The sequence below is a fragment of the Chromobacterium haemolyticum genome (assembly GCF_002081825.1).
GTDB classification, from domain to species: domain Bacteria; phylum Pseudomonadota; class Gammaproteobacteria; order Burkholderiales; family Chromobacteriaceae; genus Chromobacterium; species Chromobacterium fluminis.
On the sequence record NZ_MUKU01000010.1, the window covers coordinates 106085 to 125215 of the forward strand.

Here is a 19131-nt window from a genome sequence, read left to right on the forward strand (position 1 = left end):
CCCGCTTGCGCGGGCCTTTTTCTCATTCTGTTCGTGGGTTCTTGCGTCGAACCGACAAATTAGAATGCGTGGATCATGTTCAGGCCGAAAGCCTTCAGATCCTTGTTAGCGTCGTTCTTGCCGCCTTTAACATCGATCAAGCCGTACTGTGCACCGAAGGTGGTGCGCTTGGAGATCGCGTAGTCAACACCCAGTACGAACTGATTGTAGGTGCTGTCGTTCAGTTTCACGCCGCCAACTTCAACCTTGTCGCCGTGAGCGTAGGTGAATTTCGGAGTGAACGCGCCGATGGTGTAGGCAGTGGTCAGAGCGTATTCGCGGGTCTTAACGTTTTGGGTCAGATCAACGTTGGTCAGATCCAGGCCTTTGTTAACCAGATCGTACCAGGTGGAGCCTTTCACTACATCCAGGCCACCTTTTTCTTGTTGATAGCCGAAAGCTACCAGCAGGTTGTTGGCGTTGTAGCCAACTTCCAGGCGATGCTTGTCGTTGCGACGGGAATTGTTACCATCGATGATGGCGGTGCCTTCGCGTTGGAAGCTGTACTTGCCAAAGAAACCGCTATTCTCGTAACCCAGACCCAAGTTGTAAACTTCGCGGTCGGATTGAACTTTGCCAGTGGTGTCAGCAGTGCCAGCTTTGTTTTCTTTGGTGCCGTATTGCAGAGCGGCGCTGAAGCCAGCGATGCTCGGCAGGTCGTAGCGTACGGAGTTCTTCAGGCGGTTGCCGTCACGGGTGAAGATGCCCAGACCCAGTGCATCGTTGCGGTATTCCCAGCTGTCAACGATGCCCATATCGCTGTCCATGAAGTTGGACACGTTGCCCAGGCGCAGAGTGCCCAGGTCGCTTTGCAGGCCGATGAAGGAGTTGCGGTTGGCGAAAGTGCCGCTGCCGGAACCGGTACGGGATTGGCCGTCGATGCCAAAGCCGGTTTCAACTTGCCAGATAGCCTTCAGACCGTTGCCCAGGTCTTCCTTGCCTTTGAAGCCGATACGGGAACCCAGGTCGTCGATGTTGGTTTGCTTGGTGGAACCATTGTCAACGTATTCAACGCCGCCTTTGATTTTGCCGTAGATGGTCACGTCAGCGAAAGCTGCAGCCGGCAGAGTAGCTACCAGCAGGGCGATCAGACTCTTTTTCATGGTCAAGTCATCCTTTTATATGGGTTTAGGAATGTGAGCAAATGCTATTGGCTAAGTTGTGTAAATGCAACTTTTAGGTAAATACGGTGTTGCAAATCAACAACCAATTGTTGCTTTGTATGTGTGGTTTTACATGGAAATGTCTTGCTAAGCCAATGAAGTAAATGGGTAAATCATGAAAATGGCTCATTGCGTGCAAGTGTTGTAAAAACGCACTTGCCGGCGGAAAGCCTTATGCAAAAGGGGTATCGACGGTGAGGGGAAGAATAGAATGATTCGGGGTGGTGAAAAAAAATAAGCCCGCGAGGAGCGGGCTCAAAAATCAACGTGACTTGAAGAGAATTCACGATGCCGCAAGACGCACATCGGAACGAATTCACAATCGAATCATAATAGAAAGCGATGTCTATGTAAATAGCTTGAAAAGAGATGGCGCACTTGAATATATGCTATTGGACGTGAGTGCTAACTTGTTGTTTGTAAAATATGTTTTGTTTTATTTTGTCTGTTTTGAAGTTGTACGAGGTTTGCAGTCTGTTCTTGCGTCCGCATAGATTGTTTGGTTTGGCGGTGTTAGGTTTCGCTTCTTTTGTTGGTCTTGGTTCCCGGTTAAGGTAGGTGGGTGGCATGGGCGAACGGTATGTCACTTACCCTGATAGAAGGAAGGACCGACAAGATGAAGCTGGAAACCCTGGCAGTACATGCCGGCTATGCGCCGGATCCGACAACCAAGGCGGTGGCGGTGCCCTTGTACCAAACCACCAGCTACGCATTCGACAGCACTCAGCACGGCGCGGATCTGTTTGATCTCAAGGTGCAGGGCAATATCTATACCCGCATCATGAACCCGACCACCGATGTGCTGGAAAAGCGGGTGGCTGCGCTGGAGGGCGGGATTGGCGCGCTGGCGGTGGCTTCCGGCATGGCGGCGATCACGTACGCGATACAAACTGTTGCCGAGGCCGGCGACAACATCATCGCGACCAGCACCCTGTATGGCGGCACTTACAATTTATTCGCCCACACGCTGCCGCAGCTGGGCATCGAGGTGCGCTTTGTCAGTCACCGTCATCCGGAGCAAATAGGAGAAAAGGCGGATGCGCGCACCAAGGCGGTGTTTTGCGAATCCATTGGTAACCCGCTGGGCAATGTGGTCGACTTCGCCGCTTTCGCCGAGCAAGCGCATCGCCATGGTCTGCCCTTGATCGTCGACAACACGGTGCCGTCGCCTTATCTATGCCGACCGTTCGAGCACGGCGCCGATATCGTGGTGCACAGCCTGACCAAATATCTGGGCGGACACGGCAACAGCATAGGCGGCGCTATTGTCGATAGCGGCCGTTTCCCCTGGGCCGAGCATGCCGAGCGCTTCGCGCGCTTGAACACGCCGGACGTCAGCTATCACGGCGTCAACTATGTGGAAGCGCTGGGGGCGGCGGCCTATATCGCGCGGGCGCGAGTGGTGCCCTTGCGCAATATGGGAGCGGCGCTGGCGCCGTTCAACGCCTTTCTGATTTTGCAAGGCATAGAGACACTGGCGTTGCGCATGGACCGAATCTGCGCCAACGCGCAGCAAGTGGCCGAGCATCTGCGAGCTCATCCTGCGGTGGAGTGGGTTGAATACGCCGGGCTGGAAGATCACCCGGACCACCACCTTGCCCAGCGTTACTTCGGCGGCCGGGCTTCCGGTGTTCTGTCCTTCGGCATCCGAGGCGGCGCGGCGGCAGGCGGGCGCTTCATCGACGCTTTGCAACTGGTGACCCGGCTGGTGAATATCGGCGACGCCAAATCGCTGGCCTGCCACCCGGCCACCACCACTCATCGCCAGTTGTCGGCTGATGAGCAATTGCGCGCCGGGGTGCGGCCGGAAATGGTGCGTTTGTCGATAGGCATCGAACATATCGACGACATTCTGGCCGACATCGACCAGGCGCTGACTGCTGCGGCGCGGTAACGCTTGTTTGCGGATGTGTGAGGCAAGATGGAGGGCCGAAGAGGGGGGGCAAGCCGCGGTTGATCGCGAAGACACTATATATAGATGGATTCAGCCGCGGTGCAGCACTTGCGGATTCATGCCGTTGGGCAGGTGGTGATGCCATTTGCCGTCGAGAAAGCTTTGAATCACATGCTGGACCTTGCCGTGCAGGGTCCAGCCGGCGTCTCGGGCGATGGCGGCCGCGGATAGCGGTTTGCCATCGGCTTGCGGCACCGGAGCAAGGTATTCCAACGGATGGTTCGCCAGCATGGGGTGTTCGATCTCCTCGCGCGACAGCAAGGTCAGTTGATGGTGCAGCGGGTCGCGCGCGATGCGTTGATAGAGCGCATCGATGTTTTCTTCAGGGCCTTCCAGTATTTGCAGAAAGTCGTCGTTCAGCATCAGCAGCACGCTGGCGATGCCCTGGCTTTGGTTGTAGTCGCGAAAATGGCGGATGCGCTTATGCATGGTTTCGGCTGAAACCGGGTGGTGGGCTGCGCTGCTATAGATCAGGCGGATCATGTGCGCTCCTGCCGCGTGGCGATTGCTCTGGTTTCAGTATAGAGGTTTAGAACGTGTTTACGATCTCGCGAGCTAAGGCGAGGCAAGGCGAAAACGGCTGAGAAAGCGGAATGTATGCGTGGCACATGAGCATTTTGAGCTTGTTTTTAACGCCGTATCGCCGACGCGCAGCAGACTTTGAACAGGTTTTTAGAGCCGAGCCAGCTTGAGCCAGCCCAATACGCAGGCAAACGCCACGGCGGCGTGGAGCCAGGCTCGGCGGCGGAACCATCGCGCGCTTTGCTCCGGCGACAAGGTGGTGATGATGAGCGGCCCGCTTTGCTCATCGCCGCTCAGCAGCAAGGAGGCCGGCTGTCGTGCCAGTTCCTGCTGCAGGGCGATGACTTCGCGTTGCGCCGCCGCGCGCGCCAGCGACCACTCCTGTTCGCTGAGTTGGCCGTCTCCGTCCAGGTCGAAGCGGCGCAACAGGTCTTCCTTGTCGTTTTTCCATTCCGCCAGTTTGGCGCCGATGTCCAGGCGCAAGTCCAGAGCGGTGGCGCGAGAATCCAGGCGTCGCAACTGGCCGCGGATATAGATGGTCTCGTCTTCATCTATCCATTCCTCTATCAGCAGCATGCCATCTTCGTGCCAGCGGCGCCGGTGGCGGGCCACCACTTGCGCGGCGCCGGGGAGGATGGTGGCTTCCGCGTCGCCGTCCACTAGCAGGAAGCTGTCGTCGCTGCTGATTTCCGGAGGGTTGACACTGGTCGCCATTCGGTTGGAGCGTTGCAAGGCCCAGGCCAGCCAGTCATCCCAGTCCAGCTTGCGGCGCTCGTCTACGCGCCAGCAGCGATACCAGGCGCAGCGCCGGCCGCTTAAGGGGCTGTAGTTGAGCGCGCCGGGATGGCAGCGGGCCCGGCCGCATAATTCGACCTGACCCAACGCCGCGCTGCCCAGCCTGGAGGTGGGCGTGTCCGCCACCTGGCGATAATGACGGTAGTTCATGCGCCAGCTTATCAGCCCGACGATGGCCGCGATCAGCAGGCCGTGGCGGGCTTCTCCGCCAAGGAGCCATATGGCTGCGGCCAGCAGATACAGGGTCAGCCCCAGGACCTGCAGCACAGAGGGGAGAGCCGGCATGTCAGTCGCGCGCGAACAGCGCTTTCATGTCCACGTCGCGGGTTTCCGAGGCGGCAAAACGCAGCGGCCGGGCCGGCGGGAAGTGAAATAATCGGGCCAGCAGCACATCGGGGAACTGTTCGATGCGGGCGTTGTGGAGTTTGACCGCCTCATTGTAAAGTTCGCGGCGATCCGCCAGCGCTTCTTCCAGTTGGCTGATGCGCGCGCTTAATTGCGAGAATTGCTGATCCGCCTGCAGCGCCGGATAGGCTTCGACCACCGCGTACAGCTGGCTGATCAGACCGTGCAGGCGGCCTTCCGCTGCGCCGAGGGCTTCCGGATCCCGGGCCCGGGCGGAATCGGCCACCGCGCCGCGGGCGGCCATGACCTGAGTCAGGGTTTCCTGTTCGAACTGGGCGTATTGCCGGCACACCTCCACCAGCTTAGGCAACTCGTCGTGTCGCTGTTTGAGGATGACATCGATATTGGCCCAGCTTTGCGTCAACTGGTGCTTCAAATTGATCAGCGCGTTGTATAGCGTGATCAGGTAGAGAAAGACGGCGGCGATGACGCCGAGAAAAACGGCGAGCTTCATGGTGGGATCTCTCCGGAGGCAGGCGTCGCCGATGCGCGGCGTCCTTGCATCGCATTATCGTGCAACGATGTTTTTTTGTCTGCGCCCGGGTCGGGTCTCGCCCAGGCGGTTGAGATATTCAGGGGGGGGCAGCGTGATTCGGATCAACATCATAGGCGCGGGGCGCCTGGGCAAGACCTTGGCGGCGTTGGCGCGGCGTTCCGGCCGCTACAGCGTGCAGGACGTGATGACGCGCAATATGGACTCCGCCGCCGCCGCCTGCGCCTTCATCGGCATGGGCCGGCCGGTGACGGAGTGGGCGGATTTGGCCGCCGCCGATCTTTATCTGCTGGCGGTGCCGGATGCGGCGATCGCCGATTGCGCCCAGCGGCTGGCCGCGTCCGGCGTGCCGTCCGGCGCTGTGGTGTTTCACGCCAGCGGCGTCAGCGGGTCCGAATTATTGCGGCCGACGGCGGCGCGCGGCGCGCATATCGGCAGCCTGCATCCGGCATTTTCCTTCGCCGATCCCGCTGTCGCGCTTGAAGGGTTTTCCGGCGTGCTGTGCGCGCTGGAGGGCGATGCCGAGGCGTGCGCCGCTTTGCGGGCGCTGGCGCAGGCCATAGGCGGCCTGCCGTTTCGGTTGGCCGACGGCGGCAAACCGGCCTATCACGCGGCCTTGTCGGTGGCGTCCAATTATCTAGTGACGCTGATGGCCATCGCGCGGCGTTTAGCCTGCCAGGGCGGCGTGCCGGAAGAATTGTTGACGCCTTTGCTGGGAGGGTTGATGCGGCAGACCTTGGGCAATGCGTTGGCGCTAGGGCCGCAAGCGGCCTTGACCGGGCCGATCGCGCGGGGCGACGCGTCGACGGTGGCCCTGCATTTGCAGGCGATGGACGATGGCGAGTTGCGCGCCGTCTATCAAGCCTTGGGCAGGCAGACGGTCGCGCTGGCCGGCGAAGGGTTGCCAGAACCGGCGCGCCGGCAAGTGCTGAGCGCGCTGGCGTCCGAGGAGGGCTCCGAGCCTGTTCAAGGTCTCGCGAGCTAGGGCGAGACAGGCGAAAACGGCTGAGAAAGCGGAATGTACGCATGGTACATGAGCATTTCGAAGCCGGCATTCATCGCACAATTTCCCTTCCGACGCGCAGCGGACTTTGAGTACGCTCTCAGGTTGGCAGCGCCACCTTGAATACCTGGCGCAGATAGGCGAGGAAGGTTTCGTCGCTGCACATGGTCTTGCCCGGGCTGTCGGACAGCTTGGCCACCGGCTGGCCGTTGCAGCTGACCAATTTGAGGACGATTTGCAGCGGCTCAAGCCCCATGTCGTTGGTGAAATGAGTGCCGATGCCGAAGCTGACTTGTATGTTGGGGCTGAAGTGGCGGTGCAGGTCCAGCGCGCTGTCCACGCTCAGGCCGTCGCTGAAGGTCAGCATTTTGGTGGCCGGGTCGATGCGCAGCTTGCGGTAATGCGCGATCGCCTTTTCGCCCCATTGATAGGGGTCGCCGCTGTCATGGCGCAGGCCGTCGAACAGCTTGGCGAAATAAAGGTCAAAGTCCGCCAGGAAGGCGTCCATGCCCACCACGTCGGTTAGCGCGATGCCGAGGTCGCCGCGATATTCCTGCACCCAGGACTCCAATGCCGCCTTCTGGAAATCGCGCAGCCGCACCCCCAGCGCCTGGAAGGCTTGGAAAAACTCATGCGCCATGGTGCCTATCGGGGTGATGCCCAGTTTCCAGGCCAGATAAACATTGCTGGTGCCGCGGAAAATGTCCGGCAGCGCGTTGTTCAGGCGTTCCACCACGTGCTGCTGCCATTCCCGACTGAAGCGGCGGCGGGTGCCGAAATCGGCGATCAGCAAGGGGAAGCGTTGCTGTTCGGCCTCGCTGTCGCGGAAGCGTTCCAGCACGGCGATTTTCGCTTCCAGCCGGCGCAGGCCCTCGGCGCGGACCTCGGCTGAATCGAGGCGGCGGAAATACAGTTCGTTGACGATGGCGAGCACGAAGATTTCAAAGAACATCGCTTGCACCAGCGGGCCCTTGATGCGAATCACCAGTTCCTCGTCTTGGCAGGACACAGTGATGAAGCGCCGCTGCAGGTGGAACAGCTCCAGGTAATCGACGAAATCGCTCTTGATGAAGCGTAGCGTGCGCAGATGGGCCAGCTCTTCCTGGGTGAAGTGCAACTGGCACAGCCAGTCCAGTTGCGCTTCCAACTCCTTCTTCAGCTGGGTCAGCGGCATGTCTGGACGGTTGCGGCACTTGAACTCGTACTCTCCGTGCGAGGCGGGGAACTGGTGCAGCACCACTTGCAGCATGGTGAACTTGTAAAGATCGGTATCCAGCAGGGAGTGGATCAGCGGCGGAATTTTGGCCATGGGCGGGCTCAGGCGGCGTGAATGATGAAAATGGCCGGACGTTTGTGCAGATCCGGCGCGTCTTTGGGCCAGTCCTTGACCCGGCGACTGACGATGGTCTGGCTCGGCAAAGTCAGGTCGCAAGCCACTGCCAGCCGGGTGGCGGGGGATAGCGTGTCCCGCAGCTGTTGCAGCAAGGCGTTGTTGCGGTACGGCGTTTCGATGAAGACTTGAGTTTCGTTGCGCTGGCGCGAACGCAGCTCCAGTTCCTTGACGATTTTGGCCTTGTCCGCGGCGTCCACCGGCAGATAGCCGTGGAAGGCGAAGCACTGTCCATTGGCGCCGCTGGCCATCAGCGCCAGCAGGATGGAGGAGGGGCCGATCAAGGGCTCCACTCGCAAGCCGCGTTCGTGCGCCAGCGCCACCAGTTGCGCGCCGGGGTCGGCCACCGCCGGGCAGCCGGCTTCGGAAATCAGGCCGAGGTCGTGGCCGTCCAGCAGCGGCTGGAGCAAGGCGGCCACGTCGGCGGCCGGGGTGTGCTCGTTCAGCGTGCTCATGGCGAGTTCGCGGATGGGCGCGCTGACGCCCAGCGCCTTCAGATGCTTGCGCGCGGTTTTTTCGGCCTCCACCACGAAGCGGGTCAGGTGCAGCACCTTGGCGCGTTCGGCTTCGGGCAGCCAGGCGATGGATTCGTCGCCCAAGGGGGCGGGGATTAGAAACAGGGTGCCGCTCATCGCAAAATCTCCACGCCTTCGTTGGCCAGCATCGTAATCAATTTGAACAAGGGCACGCCGATCAACGCGTTGGGGTCGTCGGATTCCACGCGTTCCAGCAGCGCGCCGCCCAGGCCTTCGCTCTTGGCGCTGCCGGCGCAGTGCAGCGCGTCCGGTTCGCGTTCCAGGTAGTTGCGGATTTGCGCTTCGCTCAGTTCGCGTAAGGTAACGCGGGTGATGCCCACCGTTTCCTGCAGGCGGCCTTCGGCGCTGTTGTACAAGGCCAGCGCCGAATGGAAGACGACGGTACGGCCGCTCATCCATTGCAACATCTTGACGCCGTTTTCAAACGATCCTGGCTTGCCTATCTGCTGTCCGTCAAGCAAAGCCACTTGGTCGGAACCTATAATCAGCGCTTGCGGATGCTTCTCCGCCAGCGATTGCGCCTTGGCGCGCGCCAGCCTCAGCGCGGTTTCCAGCGCGGTTTCGCCCGGCAGCGGGGTTTCGTCGCACACCGGCGGTTCAGCGTGGAAGGGCAGGCCCAGACGGGCGATGATTTCTTGGCGATAGCGGGAAGTGGAGGCCAGTACGATCTGCATGGTGTGGACGTCGCTTGTTGCGGAGCCGGGGCGGCCTGGCGGCGCGCGCGGAGGGCTCCTTGTTTCTTTTGACAAATCAGGGGAATGGATTGTACCATGCGAGGTTTATGTCTAAACCGATTTTGATCGATCCGCTCAAGTTCGCCCGGGAAGGGCGTTCGCAAGCCGGCAAACTGCCGGTTGGCGAGCTGGATGAGCGTGTGCACAGCGACCTGTCCGACGCCTCCGGGGAAGTAAAATACGCCCTGGACGGTTTTCGCGACCGGTTGAACCGTTTGTCGCTGCGTCTTCATTTGTCGGCGGAACTCAAAGTGACTTGCCAGCGCTGCATGGAAAGCATGCCGTACAGCCTGGACACCGATTCGGTGGTCACCTTGTTTACCGATCCGGACAAGCTGGAAGAAGCTTGCGAGCAAGACGAAGAGCTGGACGCGATCATCGCCGAGCCGGAACTGAACCTGACTGCGCTGATCGAAGACGAAATCATTATGGGCTTGCCGTTGTCGCCGAAACACGACGATTGCGGCAGGGAAACTCTCTCGCTCGCCAAGGCTGACAAGCCCAATCCGTTTGCGGTGCTGGCGGCGCTTAAGAGACCCAAGTCCGAGTAAAACCCGGATTCGAACCGAATCTACTTGAATTTCTTAGGAGTCGACCATGGCTGTTCAACAGAACAAAAAGTCCCCGTCCAAGCGCGGCATGCATCGTGCACACGATTTTCTGACCGCCCCGGCATTGGCCGTAGAAGCCAGCACCGGTGAAGCACACCTGCGCCACCACATCAGCCCGAACGGTTTTTACCGCGGCCGCAAAGTTGTGAAGACCAAGGGCGAGTAATCTCCCCGTTTTCCTACTTTCCTCACTGATTAGGCAGCACTATTACCGCACTCGTTGATGACTATCACCGTCGCGGTTGATGCAATGGGCGGTGACGTTGGCCTCAAGGTTACCGTCCCTGCATCGATCCAATTCCTGCAGAACCATCCCGACACCCGTTTGATTCTTGTTGGCGACCAGCCTGCCCTAGAGGCGGAACTGGACGCGCACCAAGGCGTCGCGCGTGAACGCATCCGCATCCAGCACGCTACCCAAGTGGTGGGCATGGATGAGGCGCCTCAGCTCGCCTTGAAAAACAAGAAAGACTCGTCGATGCGGGTGGCCATCAATCTGGTCAAAGAAGGCGAGGCTCAGGCCGCCGTGTCCGCCGGCAATACCGGCGCTCTAATGGCGACCGCGCGTTTCGTGCTCAAGACCATTCCCGGCATCGACCGGCCCGCCATCGCCAAGATGCTGCCCACCGTCAAGGGCTTGTCTTGCGTGCTGGACTTGGGCGCCAACGTCGATTGCACTCCAGAACAACTGTTGCAGTTCGGCATCATGGGGTCCGAACTGGTGGTGTGCCTTAGCGGCATCGCCACTCCTAGCGTGGGCCTGCTGAACATCGGCTCGGAAGACATCAAGGGCAACGACAATATCAAGAAGACCGCTGAACTGCTGCGCCAGTCCGAACTCAATTTCCACGGCAACGTGGAGGGCGACGACATCTGTAAAGGCACGGTGGATGTGGTAGTCTGCGACGGTTTCACCGGCAATGTGGCTTTGAAGACAGCTGAGGGGCTGGCTCACATGTTCGCCGTGTTCCTGAGAGAAGAGTTTGGCCGCAGTTGGTGGACGCGCTTGTGCGCGCTGGCCGCGCTGCCGGTGCTCAAGCTCTTCAAGAAACGCATCGATCCTCGCCGCTACAACGGCGCCAGCTTGCTGGGGTTGCGCGGCATCGTGGTGAAAAGCCACGGCGGGACCGATGTCACAGGATTCCGTTACGCGCTGGAGCAGGCTTGCGAGGAAGCCGGCTCCGACGTGATTGGTCACATCGCCGACCGGATTGCTCACCAATTAAACAATCTCAAGCAGTCCGAGGCGGAAGCGAACTGACAACCATGGGCTATTCCCGCATTCTAGGCACCGGCAGCTTTCTGCCCGAGCAGGTGCTCACCAATGCGCAGTTGGCCGAACGCGTGGATACCAGCGACGAGTGGATAGTCTCGCGCACTGGCATCCACGCGCGCCATATTGCGGCAGAGGAACACAAAACCAGCGATCTCGCGCTCAAGGCGGCGGAAGCCGCGATCCAGAGCGCGGGCATCGACAAGCACGAGATCGATCTGATCATCGTCGCCACCACCACTCCCGACATGGTCTTCCCCAGCACCGCCTGTTTGCTGCAGGAAAAAATGGGCATTCCCGGCTGCGCGGCTTTCGACGTGCAGGCGGTGTGCGCCGGCTTCATGTTCGCCTTGGTGACCGCCAACAACTACATCAAGAGCGGCATGGCCCGTCGCGCCTTGGTAGTGGGCGCGGAAATCATGTCGCGGGTGCTGGATTGGGACGACCGCCGCACCTGCGTGCTGTTCGGCGACGGCGCCGGCGCGGTGATTCTCGGCGATTCCGACGAGCCGGGCATTCTGCACGCCAAGCTGGCGGCGGATGGACGCTACAAGGACATTCTCAATACTCCGGCTCAGATTTCAGGCGGCAAGATCCAGGGCATGCCCTATCTGCACATGGATGGCCCGGCTGTGTTCAAATTCGCGGTCAAGGCCTTGTCCGACATCGCCGTCAAGACGCTGGCGGAAGCCGGCGTCGACAAGAGCGAAGTGGACTGGCTGGTGCCGCATCAGGCCAATTTGCGCATCATCGAATCCACCGCCAAGCATTTGGGCTTGCCGATGGACCGCGTGATCGTCACATTGCCGCAACAGGGCAATACTTCCGCCGCATCGATTCCGCTGGCCTTGGACAGCGCGGTGCGAGACGGGCGCATTCATCGAGGCCAGACCGTATTGCTTGAAGGTATAGGCGGCGGTTTCGCCTGGGGCGCTGTATTGTTGAAGATCTGATCCAAACATTGGCGCGCAAGCCGCCGACGGCTGACCGTGAGGTCACTAGCTTGAGCGATATTTGATCGTTAGGCTTGGCAGACGTCGCCGGTTTGCGTCATTCTTGCGTCGAATTCTCAGGAGTCGACTATGGCGTTTGCATTTCTGTTCCCGGGCCAAGGCTCGCAAAGCTTGAAAATGATGGATGGCTTTGCTGATCTGCCCGTGGTGAAACACACTTTTGACGAAGCATCGGATGCCTTGAGCGTCGACCTGTGGGCGATGCTGCAGGCGGACTCGGCCGACGAGATCAACGCCACCGTCAATACCCAGCCCATCATGCTGGCCGCCGGCTACGCCACTTACCTGGCTTGGCAGGAGTTGAACGGCCGGCAGCCGACGCTGGTGGCCGGCCACAGCTTGGGCGAATACACCGCCCTGGTGGCGGCGGCGGCGCTGCCCTTCGCCGAGGCGGTGAAACTGGTGCGCCTGCGCGCCGAGGCGATGCAATCCGCGGTGCCGGTGGGCGTCGGCGCGATGGCAGCCATCCTGAACTTGTCCGACGAGGACATCCGCGCCGCTTGCGCGGAAGCGGCTCAGGGCGAAGTGGTGGAAGCGGTCAATTTCAATTCGCCGGGCCAGGTGGTGATCGCCGGGCATAAAGGCGCGGTGGAACGGGCCATGGAGCAGTGCAAGGCCCGCGGCGCCAAGCGCGCCTTGCCCTTGCCGGTGTCCGTGCCCTCGCATTGCGCGTTGATGCGGCCTGCGGCGGTGCAGTTGGCCGCGGCGCTGGCGCAAGCGGATATCAGCGCTCCGGCCATCCCGGTGCTGCACAACGCCGACGTCGCCAGCTATAGCGAGCCGGCCCAGATCCGCGACGCGCTGACCCGTCAGCTGTACATGCCGGTGCGTTGGACCGAGACCATCCAGAAGCTGGTTGTCGACGGCGTGACACAGATGGCGGAATGCGGGCCGGGCAGGGTGCTGGCCGGTTTGGCCAAGCGCATCGACGGCAACGTCAAATGCCTGGCGCTGACCGATGTGGCGGCGGTGGAAGCCGCCCGCGGCGAACTGAACTGAATGCAATGCGGCCTCGCCAAGACGGGGCCGGGAATAACGATAAGGAGACTGCAATGAGCCTGCAAGGCAAAGTGGCATTGGTCACCGGCGCGTCGCGCGGCATCGGCGCGGCGATCGCCTCGGCGCTGGCCGCCGAAGGCGCTGTGGTGATCGGCACCGCGACCAGCGAGGCCGGCGCAGCGAGCATCCATGAGCGTCTATCCGCACAGGGCGGCGCCGGCAGGGTGCTAAATGTGACCGAGGCCGGCGCGATCGACGCGCTGGTCGAATCCATCGAGAAAGAATTCGGCGCAATCGCGATCCTAGTCAATAATGCCGGCATCACTCGCGACGGCTTGCTGATGCGGATGAAGGACGAGGACTGGGACGACATCATGGACACCAATCTGAAGTCGGTGTTCAAGGCGTCCAAGGCTGTGCTGCGGGGCATGATGAAGGCGCGCTTCGGCCGCATCATCAACATCGCCTCGGTAGTGGGCGTGTCCGGCAATCCGGGCCAGACCAACTACTCGGCGGCCAAGGCCGGCATCATCGGTTTCACCAAGTCGATGGCGCGCGAAGTGGGTAGCCGCAACATCACCGTCAATTGCGTGGCGCCCGGCTTCATCGACACAGACATGACCCGCGCGCTGCCGGAAGCGCAACGCGCGGCGCTGGTCGAGCAGATTGCCCTGGGCCGCCTGGGCGACGCCAAGGATATCGCCGACGCCACCGCGTTTTTGGCGTCGGATCGCGCTGGCTATATCACCGGCCAGACGCTACATGTCAACGGCGGCATGTTGATGCCGTGAACGAGTTTGCGGCCTGCCTGGAGATTTAGGTAGGCTGCTCTAATTTTTTTTTGTAGAATACCGGGGTTTTGTTATCCCGAATCAGAAAGGTCAAGGGTTTAAACAAATGGAAAACATCGAAGCGCGCGTTAAGAAGATCGTTGCCGAACAACTGGGCGTGAACGAAGCCGAAGTGAAAATCGAATCTTCGTTCGTGGACGATCTGGGCGCCGACTCCCTCGACACCGTTGAGCTGGTAATGGCTCTGGAAGAAGAGTTCGAGTGCGAAATTCCGGATGAAGAGGCCGAGAAGATCACCACCGTTCAGCAAGCCGTCGACTACGTCACTGCTCACTTGAACAAGTAATTCCTTCCCTTTCGAGGGGTATTAGGACCTCTGCCCGGAGCCTTCTGGTCTCTTCGCAGAGGTCTTTTGCCAAGAGGATGCCAAACGCGCGTTTGATCCCTGCCAAACCGTAGGGCATCGTAATGCGTGGACGGTCTCGTCGGGAGACTGCCCTCCCATCTCTCACGGAGATTCTTCGTGTCAAAACGCAGAGTTGTAGTAACCGGCCTGGGCCATGTGTCCCCGGTCGGCAACGATGTCGTCACCGGTTGGGCCAATTTGCTGGCCGGCCACAGTGGCATCGCCAAGATTACCCGTTTCGACGCCAGCGACATGGCTTGCCAGATCGCGGGCGAAGTGAAGGGCTTTGAGATCAGCGACTATATCTCGCCGAAGGAAGCCCGCCGCAACGACCTGTTCATCCACTACGGCATCGCCGCGGCCTTGCAGGCGGTGGCGGACGCTGGGCTGGATGATATTCCGGGCCTGGACAAGACCCGGGTCGGCGTCAACATCGGCTCCGGCATCGGCGGCTTGCCGCTGATCGAGGACACCGGCGTGGCCTTGCTGGAAGGCGGCCCGCGCAAGATCGGCCCGTTCTTCATTCCGGGTTCGTTGATCAATTTGATCGCCGGCCAGGTGTCCATCCTGAAAGGCTATCAGGGCCCGACCTACGGCATTGTGTCCGCCTGCACCACCGGCGCGCATTGCATCGGCGACGCGGCGCGGATGATCCAGTACGGCGACGCCGACGTGATGGTGGCCGGCGGTTCTGAAGGCGCGGTTTCGCGGCTGGGCATCGGCGGCTTCGCCGCGATGAAGGCCTTGTCCACGCGCAACGACGATCCGGCCACGGCTTCCCGTCCCTGGGACAAGGGCCGGGATGGCTTCGTGATGGGCGAGGGCGCCGGCGTGCTGGTGCTGGAAGACTATGAGCACGCGGTCAAACGCGGCGCCAAGATCTACGCCGAGTTGATCGGCTTCGGCATGAGTTCGGACGCCCACCACATCACGGCGCCCAGCGCCGAGGGTCCGGCGCGCGGCGTAAGCAACGCGCTGCGCGACGCCGGCATCAACGCCGACCAAGTGCAGTACGTGAACGCCCACGGCACGTCCACGCCTTTGGGCGACGCCAATGAAACCACGGCGCTCAAACTGGCCTTCGGCGACCACGCCAAGAAGCTGGTGGTCAACTCCACCAAGTCGATGACCGGCCACTTGCTGGGCGGCGCCGGCGGCGTGGAGGCGATCTACACCATTTTGGCGGTGCACAATCAGGTTTCGCCGCCCACCATCAACCTGCATGATCAGGATGTGGAGGCCGGCTGCGATCTGGACTACGTGCCCAATACCGCTCGCGAGATGAAGATTGACATCGGCATCTCCAACTCCTTCGGTTTTGGCGGCACCAACGGCACGCTGGTGTTCAAGCGCGTCTGATCGTAGTCTTGTCGATTGACAGCCCGAACCGCTGCGCTACACTCGCAGCGGTTTTTCTTTGTTTTCACGCCGTCCGGGTCAAAGCGGGCGGCAAGCTGCGCCGGGCTGCCGGCCCGGGACTTTCTCGATGTTCACTCAGAAACTGGATTTTGCGCCGGACCTGCTGGCGATGCACGCGGCGGATCCGCAAACCTTTCCCTATTTGATGATGTCCTCCGGCGACGCCGGCTGGGATCTTTTGTTGCTGGAAGACGGGCGCGAGCTGTTTTACGCCGGCGAAGGCGGCGACTTTCTGCGCCGCTTGGCGGAGTTCAAGCCCCAAGCGGTCGATAACCGTCATCAACTGCCTTTTGTCGGCGGGCATTTTCTTTACTTGGGCTACGATCTGCTGTCCGAGTTCGAGCCCAGCGTGCCCGAAGCGTTGCCGGACAGCTTTCCGCTGGCGGCGTTGGCGCGTACCCCGGCCGCGGTGCTGGTGGATCGCCGCGAGGGCTGCGGCTGGATCGTGGCGGAAAGCGCCGAACTGTGGCAGCGGGTGTTGAGCCTGGCCCAAGCGGCGCCGGTGTTCGCGCCGCGTCCGGTGGCCCTGCGAGGTTTGGAAGAAGATCCGCCGCAGTGGTACACCGACGCGGTAGTCCGCCTCAAGCGCTACATCTACGAAGGCGATGTGTTCCAGGTGAATATTTCGCGCGGCTGGCGCGCCGAGCTGGAAGCCGGCGTGGCCGCTGCCGATCTGTTCTCCGCCCTGCGTCGCGCCAACCCGGCGCCGTTTTCCGCCTTGGCGGATTTCGGCGACGCGCAGATCGTCAGCTCCTCGCCGGAGCGGCTGGTGCGGGTGCGCGACGGATGGGCGGAAACGCGGCCGATTGCCGGCACCCATCCACGCTCGCAGGATCCAGCGGAAGACGCCGCCTTGAAGCAGCGATTGATTTCCAGCGTCAAGGAGAGGGCGGAGCATGTGATGCTGATCGATCTGGAGCGCAACGATCTGGGGCGTATTTGCCTGCCCGGCAGCGTTGAGGTCAACGAATTGATGGCCGTGGCAAGCTACGCTTATGTCCATCACATCGAATCCAATGTTCGAGGCCGCCTGCGTTCCGGCGTGGGTCCGGCTGACACGCTGCGTGCGTTGTTTCCCGGCGGCACCATCACCGGCTGCCCCAAGGTGCGCACCATGCAAATTATTCGCGAACTGGAAAACAGCGCTAGGCGCGCCTATACCGGCAGCCTTGGCTACCTCAACCGCGACGGCAGCATGGACTTGAACATCCTGATCCGCACTTTCATGCAAGAGGGCGCCTCGCTGCGTTTTCGCGCCGGCGGCGGCATCGTCGCCGATTCCGATCCCGAGCGCGAACTGCAGGAAACCCGCCACAAGGCGCGCGGCCTGCTGCGGGCGCTGGGCGTGGAGCAGGCCTGATGGCGATGCTGATCAACGGCCGCGCCGACGAGAGGGTCGCTGCTGCGGATCGCGGCCTGGCCTACGGCGACGGCGTGTTTCGGACGCTGGAGCTGATAGAGGGCAAGCCCAGGTTGTGGGCGTGGCAATACGCGCGTTTGTGCGACGACGCGCGCAGGCTGCGCCTGCCCCCGCCTGAGGAGAGCTTGCTGCTGGCGGAACTGGCCGCGGCGGGAGACGGCCTGCCGCGCGCTGCGGCCAAGATTATGCTGACCCGCGGCGCAGGCGCGCGTGGTTATGCGATGCCGGAGGCCCCGTCCTGCACTCGGATCGTCAGCGCCGCGGCCTGGAACGGCTATCCGCCGGAGCGATCTGAACAGGGCGTGACGGCGCGCTGGTGCGAAACCCGCTTGGCCTTGCAGCCGGCTTTGGCCGGCATCAAGCACCTAAACCGGCTGGAGAACGTGCTGGCGCGCTCTGAGTGGCAAGACCCCGCCGTCGCCGAGGGCCTGATGCTGGACATGGAGGGTTGGGTGGCCGAGGGCACGATGAGCAATGTCTACGTGCTGGAAGGCGAAGCGATCGTCACGCCGAGGCTGGACCGTTGCGGTGTGAACGGAGCGGTGCGGGATTGGTTGACCGCGTATTGTTTGGATATCGGACGCTCTTTTACTGAAACGCGACTTTCCACGTCGCGCTTGATTGACGCCGATGCGGTGTTTCTCTCCAATAGCCTGATGGGTATCTGGCAGATTACCCGCTTGGGCGAGCGCAGCTGGACACCTCATCCACTGCTGCGCGCCCTGCAACACAGCCTGTCGCTTCAAGCCTGAAGGTTGAAGCCTGGCGCCGGGAGGGCAGTTCCCGGCGTTGTCGGCAGGCCTGCCCAGACCGCGTCTGCTTTCTTGTCCAAGCCGCCCTTGCCGGGCGGATTCCATTCTTCCGACTGGCGTGCCGTGTCCGGACCGGGCATGGCGGCAAGCGCATGCGCGGATCGCGAACAATATTAAGACCAAGCTCAGAGAGGTTGCCGTGAAATTGATCCTTAAACTACTGGCCGGCATGGCGGTTGGCCTGGCGCTGGGGCTATGGGCCCCGGATGGGCCGCTGGCCTTGCTGATGACTTTCAAAGCCCTGTTCGGGCAGTTCATCGGCTTTATGATTCCGCTGATTATCGTGTTTTACATCATGAGCGGCATCGCCGCGTTGGAGTCCAACTCCGGCAAGATGCTGGGCTGGACCGTGGGGCTGGCCTATTGCTCCACTATTCTGTCCGGTTTGGCGGCCTTCGCCGTCTCCTCCGGCGTGCTGCCGTCGCTGATCGCTCAGGGGGTGCACGCCACCGATAAGCCGGCGGCGATCAAGGCCTTGTTCACGTTGGAGATCAAGCCGCTGTTCGATGTGATGACCGCCTTGATGCTGGCCTTCGTGTTTGGCCTGGGCATCGCCGTCACCCGCGCGCAGCGCCTCAAGGAAGTGGTGGATCAAGGCAAGGACATCGTCGAACTGGTGTTGGCAAAAGTGCTGATTCCGTTGTTGCCTGCCTATATCGCCTGCGTTTTCGCGGAGATGGCGGCCGACGGCTCCGTGTTCTCCACGCTGAAGACCTTTGGCGTGGTACTGGTGCTGGCCATCGCCATGCATTGGATCTGGCTGACCCTGCTGTACACGGTGACGGGCCTCGCCAGCGGCCGCAACCCCTGGTCTTTGATCCGCAATATGCTGCCGGCCTATCTGACCGCGTTGGGCACCATGTCGTCGGCGGCGACGATTCCGGTAGCGTTGCGCTCGGCCAAGCAGATGAAAGTCTCCGGCCCGGTGGCGGATTTCGTGATGCCGCTGTGCGCCACGATCCACCTGTGCGGTTCCACCATCACGCTGGTGACTTGCGCCACAGCGGTGATGTTGATGACGGCCGGCCTGGATGTGCCTAGCTGGGATGTGATGTTCCCCTTCATCCTGCTCTTGGGCGTGACCATGGTGGCGGCGCCGGGCGCGCCGGGCGGCGCGGTGATGTCGGCGCTGGGCATCCTGGCCAGCATGTTGCATTTCCCCGAGGCCAGCCTGGCCCTGATGATTGCGCTCTACTTGGCGCAGGACAGTTTCGGCACCGCCTGCAATGTCACCGGCGACGGTGTGATCGCATTGTGGCTGGACCGCATTATGGGAAGGCCGGCGGAGGAGACGGAAGGCAAGCCGGCTTCGCAGCAGGCTTGAGTTCGACTCATAGATTTATGTGAACTATA

20 protein-coding genes are annotated in these 19131 nt (G+C 61.4%); 13 read left to right on the forward strand and 7 right to left on the reverse strand.

Going from position 1 to position 19131, the window contains the following annotated elements:
• Nucleotides 1-59: 59 nt before the first annotated feature.
• Nucleotides 60-1142 (reverse strand): porin, encoded by a 1083-nt coding sequence (locus tag B0T39_RS09790; protein ID WP_081546150.1) that lies wholly within the window; start codon nucleotides 1140-1142, stop codon nucleotides 60-62.
• A 676-nt stretch (nucleotides 1143-1818) separates the two neighbouring features.
• Between B0T39_RS09790 and B0T39_RS09795 the strand changes: the two genes are divergently transcribed.
• Nucleotides 1819-3096: an O-acetylhomoserine aminocarboxypropyltransferase/cysteine synthase family protein gene (locus B0T39_RS09795; protein ID WP_081546152.1), complete on the forward strand. Its 1278-nt coding sequence runs from the start codon at nucleotides 1819-1821 to the stop codon at nucleotides 3094-3096.
• 90 nt (nucleotides 3097-3186) lie between these two features.
• Here B0T39_RS09795 and B0T39_RS09800 read toward each other — a convergent pair whose 3' ends face one another.
• The 3 genes from B0T39_RS09800 to B0T39_RS09810 form a co-directional block, all read right to left on the reverse strand.
• Nucleotides 3187-3639 carry a BLUF domain-containing protein gene (locus B0T39_RS09800; RefSeq protein ID WP_043635871.1) on the reverse strand — a complete coding sequence of 151 codons (453 nt, stop codon included), beginning with the start codon at nucleotides 3637-3639 and terminating at the stop codon, nucleotides 3187-3189.
• Between the two features lie 189 nt (nucleotides 3640-3828).
• The gene (locus tag B0T39_RS09805; RefSeq protein ID WP_081546154.1) at nucleotides 3829-4758 is read right to left on the reverse strand and encodes a hypothetical protein; all 930 of its coding nucleotides are present in this window, start codon (nucleotides 4756-4758) and stop codon (nucleotides 3829-3831) included.
• Nucleotide 4759: 1 nt separating this feature from the next.
• Nucleotides 4760-5332, reverse strand: coding sequence for a LemA family protein (locus tag B0T39_RS09810; RefSeq protein ID WP_081546156.1), 573 nt, complete (start codon nucleotides 5330-5332; stop codon nucleotides 4760-4762).
• A 133-nt stretch (nucleotides 5333-5465) separates the two neighbouring features.
• On the opposite strand from B0T39_RS09810, the gene B0T39_RS09815 reads away from it, so the two are divergent.
• A complete protein-coding gene (locus tag B0T39_RS09815) occupies nucleotides 5466-6356 on the forward strand; it encodes a Rossmann-like and DUF2520 domain-containing protein (RefSeq protein ID WP_081546158.1) in 891 nt (296 codons plus the stop codon).
• 118 nt (nucleotides 6357-6474) lie between these two features.
• Here B0T39_RS09815 and pncB read toward each other — a convergent pair whose 3' ends face one another.
• Genes pncB through B0T39_RS09830 form a run of 3 tightly spaced genes read right to left on the reverse strand, consistent with a single transcriptional unit; the run spans nucleotide 6475 to nucleotide 8974 of the window.
• A complete protein-coding gene (gene pncB, locus B0T39_RS09820) occupies nucleotides 6475-7674 on the reverse strand; it encodes a nicotinate phosphoribosyltransferase (protein ID WP_039756072.1) in 1200 nt (399 codons plus the stop codon).
• 17 nt (nucleotides 7675-7691) lie between these two features.
• Nucleotides 7692-8396 carry an SAM-dependent methyltransferase gene (locus B0T39_RS09825; protein ID WP_081546160.1) on the reverse strand — a complete coding sequence of 235 codons (705 nt, stop codon included), beginning with the start codon at nucleotides 8394-8396 and terminating at the stop codon, nucleotides 7692-7694.
• Nucleotides 8393-8974 carry a Maf family protein gene (locus B0T39_RS09830; RefSeq protein ID WP_043591835.1) on the reverse strand — a complete coding sequence of 194 codons (582 nt, stop codon included), beginning with the start codon at nucleotides 8972-8974 and terminating at the stop codon, nucleotides 8393-8395. Before B0T39_RS09830 ends, B0T39_RS09825 begins: the two co-directional genes overlap by 4 nt.
• A 107-nt stretch (nucleotides 8975-9081) precedes the next feature.
• Between B0T39_RS09830 and B0T39_RS09835 the strand changes: the two genes are divergently transcribed.
• From B0T39_RS09835 to B0T39_RS09885, 11 genes are all read left to right on the forward strand, one after another.
• Nucleotides 9082-9585, forward strand: a complete 504-nt coding sequence (locus B0T39_RS09835) for a YceD family protein (RefSeq protein ID WP_043591833.1) — start codon at nucleotides 9082-9084, stop codon at nucleotides 9583-9585.
• 46 nt (nucleotides 9586-9631) lie between these two features.
• Entirely contained in the window at nucleotides 9632-9811 is a 180-nt protein-coding gene (gene rpmF / locus B0T39_RS09840) for a 50S ribosomal protein L32 (protein ID WP_011136965.1), read from the forward strand.
• Between the two features lie 57 nt (nucleotides 9812-9868).
• The gene (gene plsX, locus B0T39_RS09845) at nucleotides 9869-10906 is read left to right on the forward strand and encodes a phosphate acyltransferase PlsX (protein WP_043635858.1); all 1038 of its coding nucleotides are present in this window, start codon (nucleotides 9869-9871) and stop codon (nucleotides 10904-10906) included.
• Between the two features lie 5 nt (nucleotides 10907-10911).
• Complete coding sequence (locus B0T39_RS09850) at nucleotides 10912-11871, forward strand: beta-ketoacyl-ACP synthase III (protein WP_081546162.1); 960 nt, start codon at nucleotides 10912-10914, stop codon at nucleotides 11869-11871.
• Between the two features lie 129 nt (nucleotides 11872-12000).
• Nucleotides 12001-12930 (forward strand): ACP S-malonyltransferase, encoded by a 930-nt coding sequence (fabD, locus tag B0T39_RS09855; RefSeq protein WP_081546164.1) that lies wholly within the window; start codon nucleotides 12001-12003, stop codon nucleotides 12928-12930.
• Between the two features lie 53 nt (nucleotides 12931-12983).
• Entirely contained in the window at nucleotides 12984-13721 is a 738-nt protein-coding gene (fabG, locus tag B0T39_RS09860; protein WP_081546166.1) for a 3-oxoacyl-ACP reductase FabG, read from the forward strand.
• Nucleotides 13722-13827: 106 nt separating this feature from the next.
• Nucleotides 13828-14067: an acyl carrier protein gene (gene acpP / locus B0T39_RS09865; protein WP_019103041.1), complete on the forward strand. Its 240-nt coding sequence runs from the start codon at nucleotides 13828-13830 to the stop codon at nucleotides 14065-14067.
• A 177-nt stretch (nucleotides 14068-14244) separates the two neighbouring features.
• Nucleotides 14245-15486, forward strand: coding sequence for a beta-ketoacyl-ACP synthase II (gene fabF / locus B0T39_RS09870; protein WP_081546168.1), 1242 nt, complete (start codon nucleotides 14245-14247; stop codon nucleotides 15484-15486).
• A gap of 127 nt (nucleotides 15487-15613) precedes the next feature.
• Entirely contained in the window at nucleotides 15614-16906 is a 1293-nt protein-coding gene (locus B0T39_RS09875) for an aminodeoxychorismate synthase component I (protein ID WP_081546170.1), read from the forward strand.
• A complete protein-coding gene (gene pabC / locus B0T39_RS09880) occupies nucleotides 16906-17718 on the forward strand; it encodes an aminodeoxychorismate lyase (RefSeq protein ID WP_081546172.1) in 813 nt (270 codons plus the stop codon). The genes B0T39_RS09875 and pabC overlap by 1 nt, the downstream gene beginning before the upstream one ends.
• Nucleotides 17719-17917: 199 nt before the next feature.
• Complete coding sequence (locus B0T39_RS09885) at nucleotides 17918-19102, forward strand: dicarboxylate/amino acid:cation symporter (RefSeq protein ID WP_081546174.1); 1185 nt, start codon at nucleotides 17918-17920, stop codon at nucleotides 19100-19102.
• The last annotated feature ends 29 nt before the right edge of the window (nucleotides 19103-19131 follow it).

Bases quoted from the DNA above. Each gene is read 5' to 3' on its own strand.
- B0T39_RS09790 (WP_081546150.1), bottom strand. From the start codon at position 1,142: ATGAAAAAGAGTCTGATCGCCCTGCTGGTAGCTACTCTGCCGGCTGCA.
- B0T39_RS09795 (WP_081546152.1), top strand. From the start codon at position 1,819: ATGAAGCTGGAAACCCTGGCAGTACATGCCGGCTATGCGCCGGATCCG.
- B0T39_RS09800 (WP_043635871.1), bottom strand. From the start codon at position 3,639: ATGATCCGCCTGATCTATAGCAGCGCAGCCCACCACCCGGTTTCAGCC.
- B0T39_RS09805 (WP_081546154.1), bottom strand. From the start codon at position 4,758: ATGCCGGCTCTCCCCTCTGTGCTGCAGGTCCTGGGGCTGACCCTGTAT.
- B0T39_RS09810 (WP_081546156.1), bottom strand. From the start codon at position 5,332: ATGAAGCTCGCCGTTTTTCTCGGCGTCATCGCCGCCGTCTTTCTCTAC.
- B0T39_RS09825 (WP_081546160.1), bottom strand. From the start codon at position 8,396: ATGAGCGGCACCCTGTTTCTAATCCCCGCCCCCTTGGGCGACGAATCC.
- B0T39_RS09830 (WP_043591835.1), bottom strand. From the start codon at position 8,974: ATGCAGATCGTACTGGCCTCCACTTCCCGCTATCGCCAAGAAATCATC.
- B0T39_RS09835 (WP_043591833.1), top strand. From the start codon at position 9,082: ATGTCTAAACCGATTTTGATCGATCCGCTCAAGTTCGCCCGGGAAGGG.
- rpmF (WP_011136965.1), top strand. From the start codon at position 9,632: ATGGCTGTTCAACAGAACAAAAAGTCCCCGTCCAAGCGCGGCATGCAT.
- plsX (WP_043635858.1), top strand. From the start codon at position 9,869: ATGACTATCACCGTCGCGGTTGATGCAATGGGCGGTGACGTTGGCCTC.
- B0T39_RS09850 (WP_081546162.1), top strand. From the start codon at position 10,912: ATGGGCTATTCCCGCATTCTAGGCACCGGCAGCTTTCTGCCCGAGCAG.
- fabD (WP_081546164.1), top strand. From the start codon at position 12,001: ATGGCGTTTGCATTTCTGTTCCCGGGCCAAGGCTCGCAAAGCTTGAAA.
- fabG (WP_081546166.1), top strand. From the start codon at position 12,984: ATGAGCCTGCAAGGCAAAGTGGCATTGGTCACCGGCGCGTCGCGCGGC.
- acpP (WP_019103041.1), top strand. From the start codon at position 13,828: ATGGAAAACATCGAAGCGCGCGTTAAGAAGATCGTTGCCGAACAACTG.
- B0T39_RS09875 (WP_081546170.1), top strand. From the start codon at position 15,614: ATGTTCACTCAGAAACTGGATTTTGCGCCGGACCTGCTGGCGATGCAC.
- pabC (WP_081546172.1), top strand. From the start codon at position 16,906: ATGGCGATGCTGATCAACGGCCGCGCCGACGAGAGGGTCGCTGCTGCG.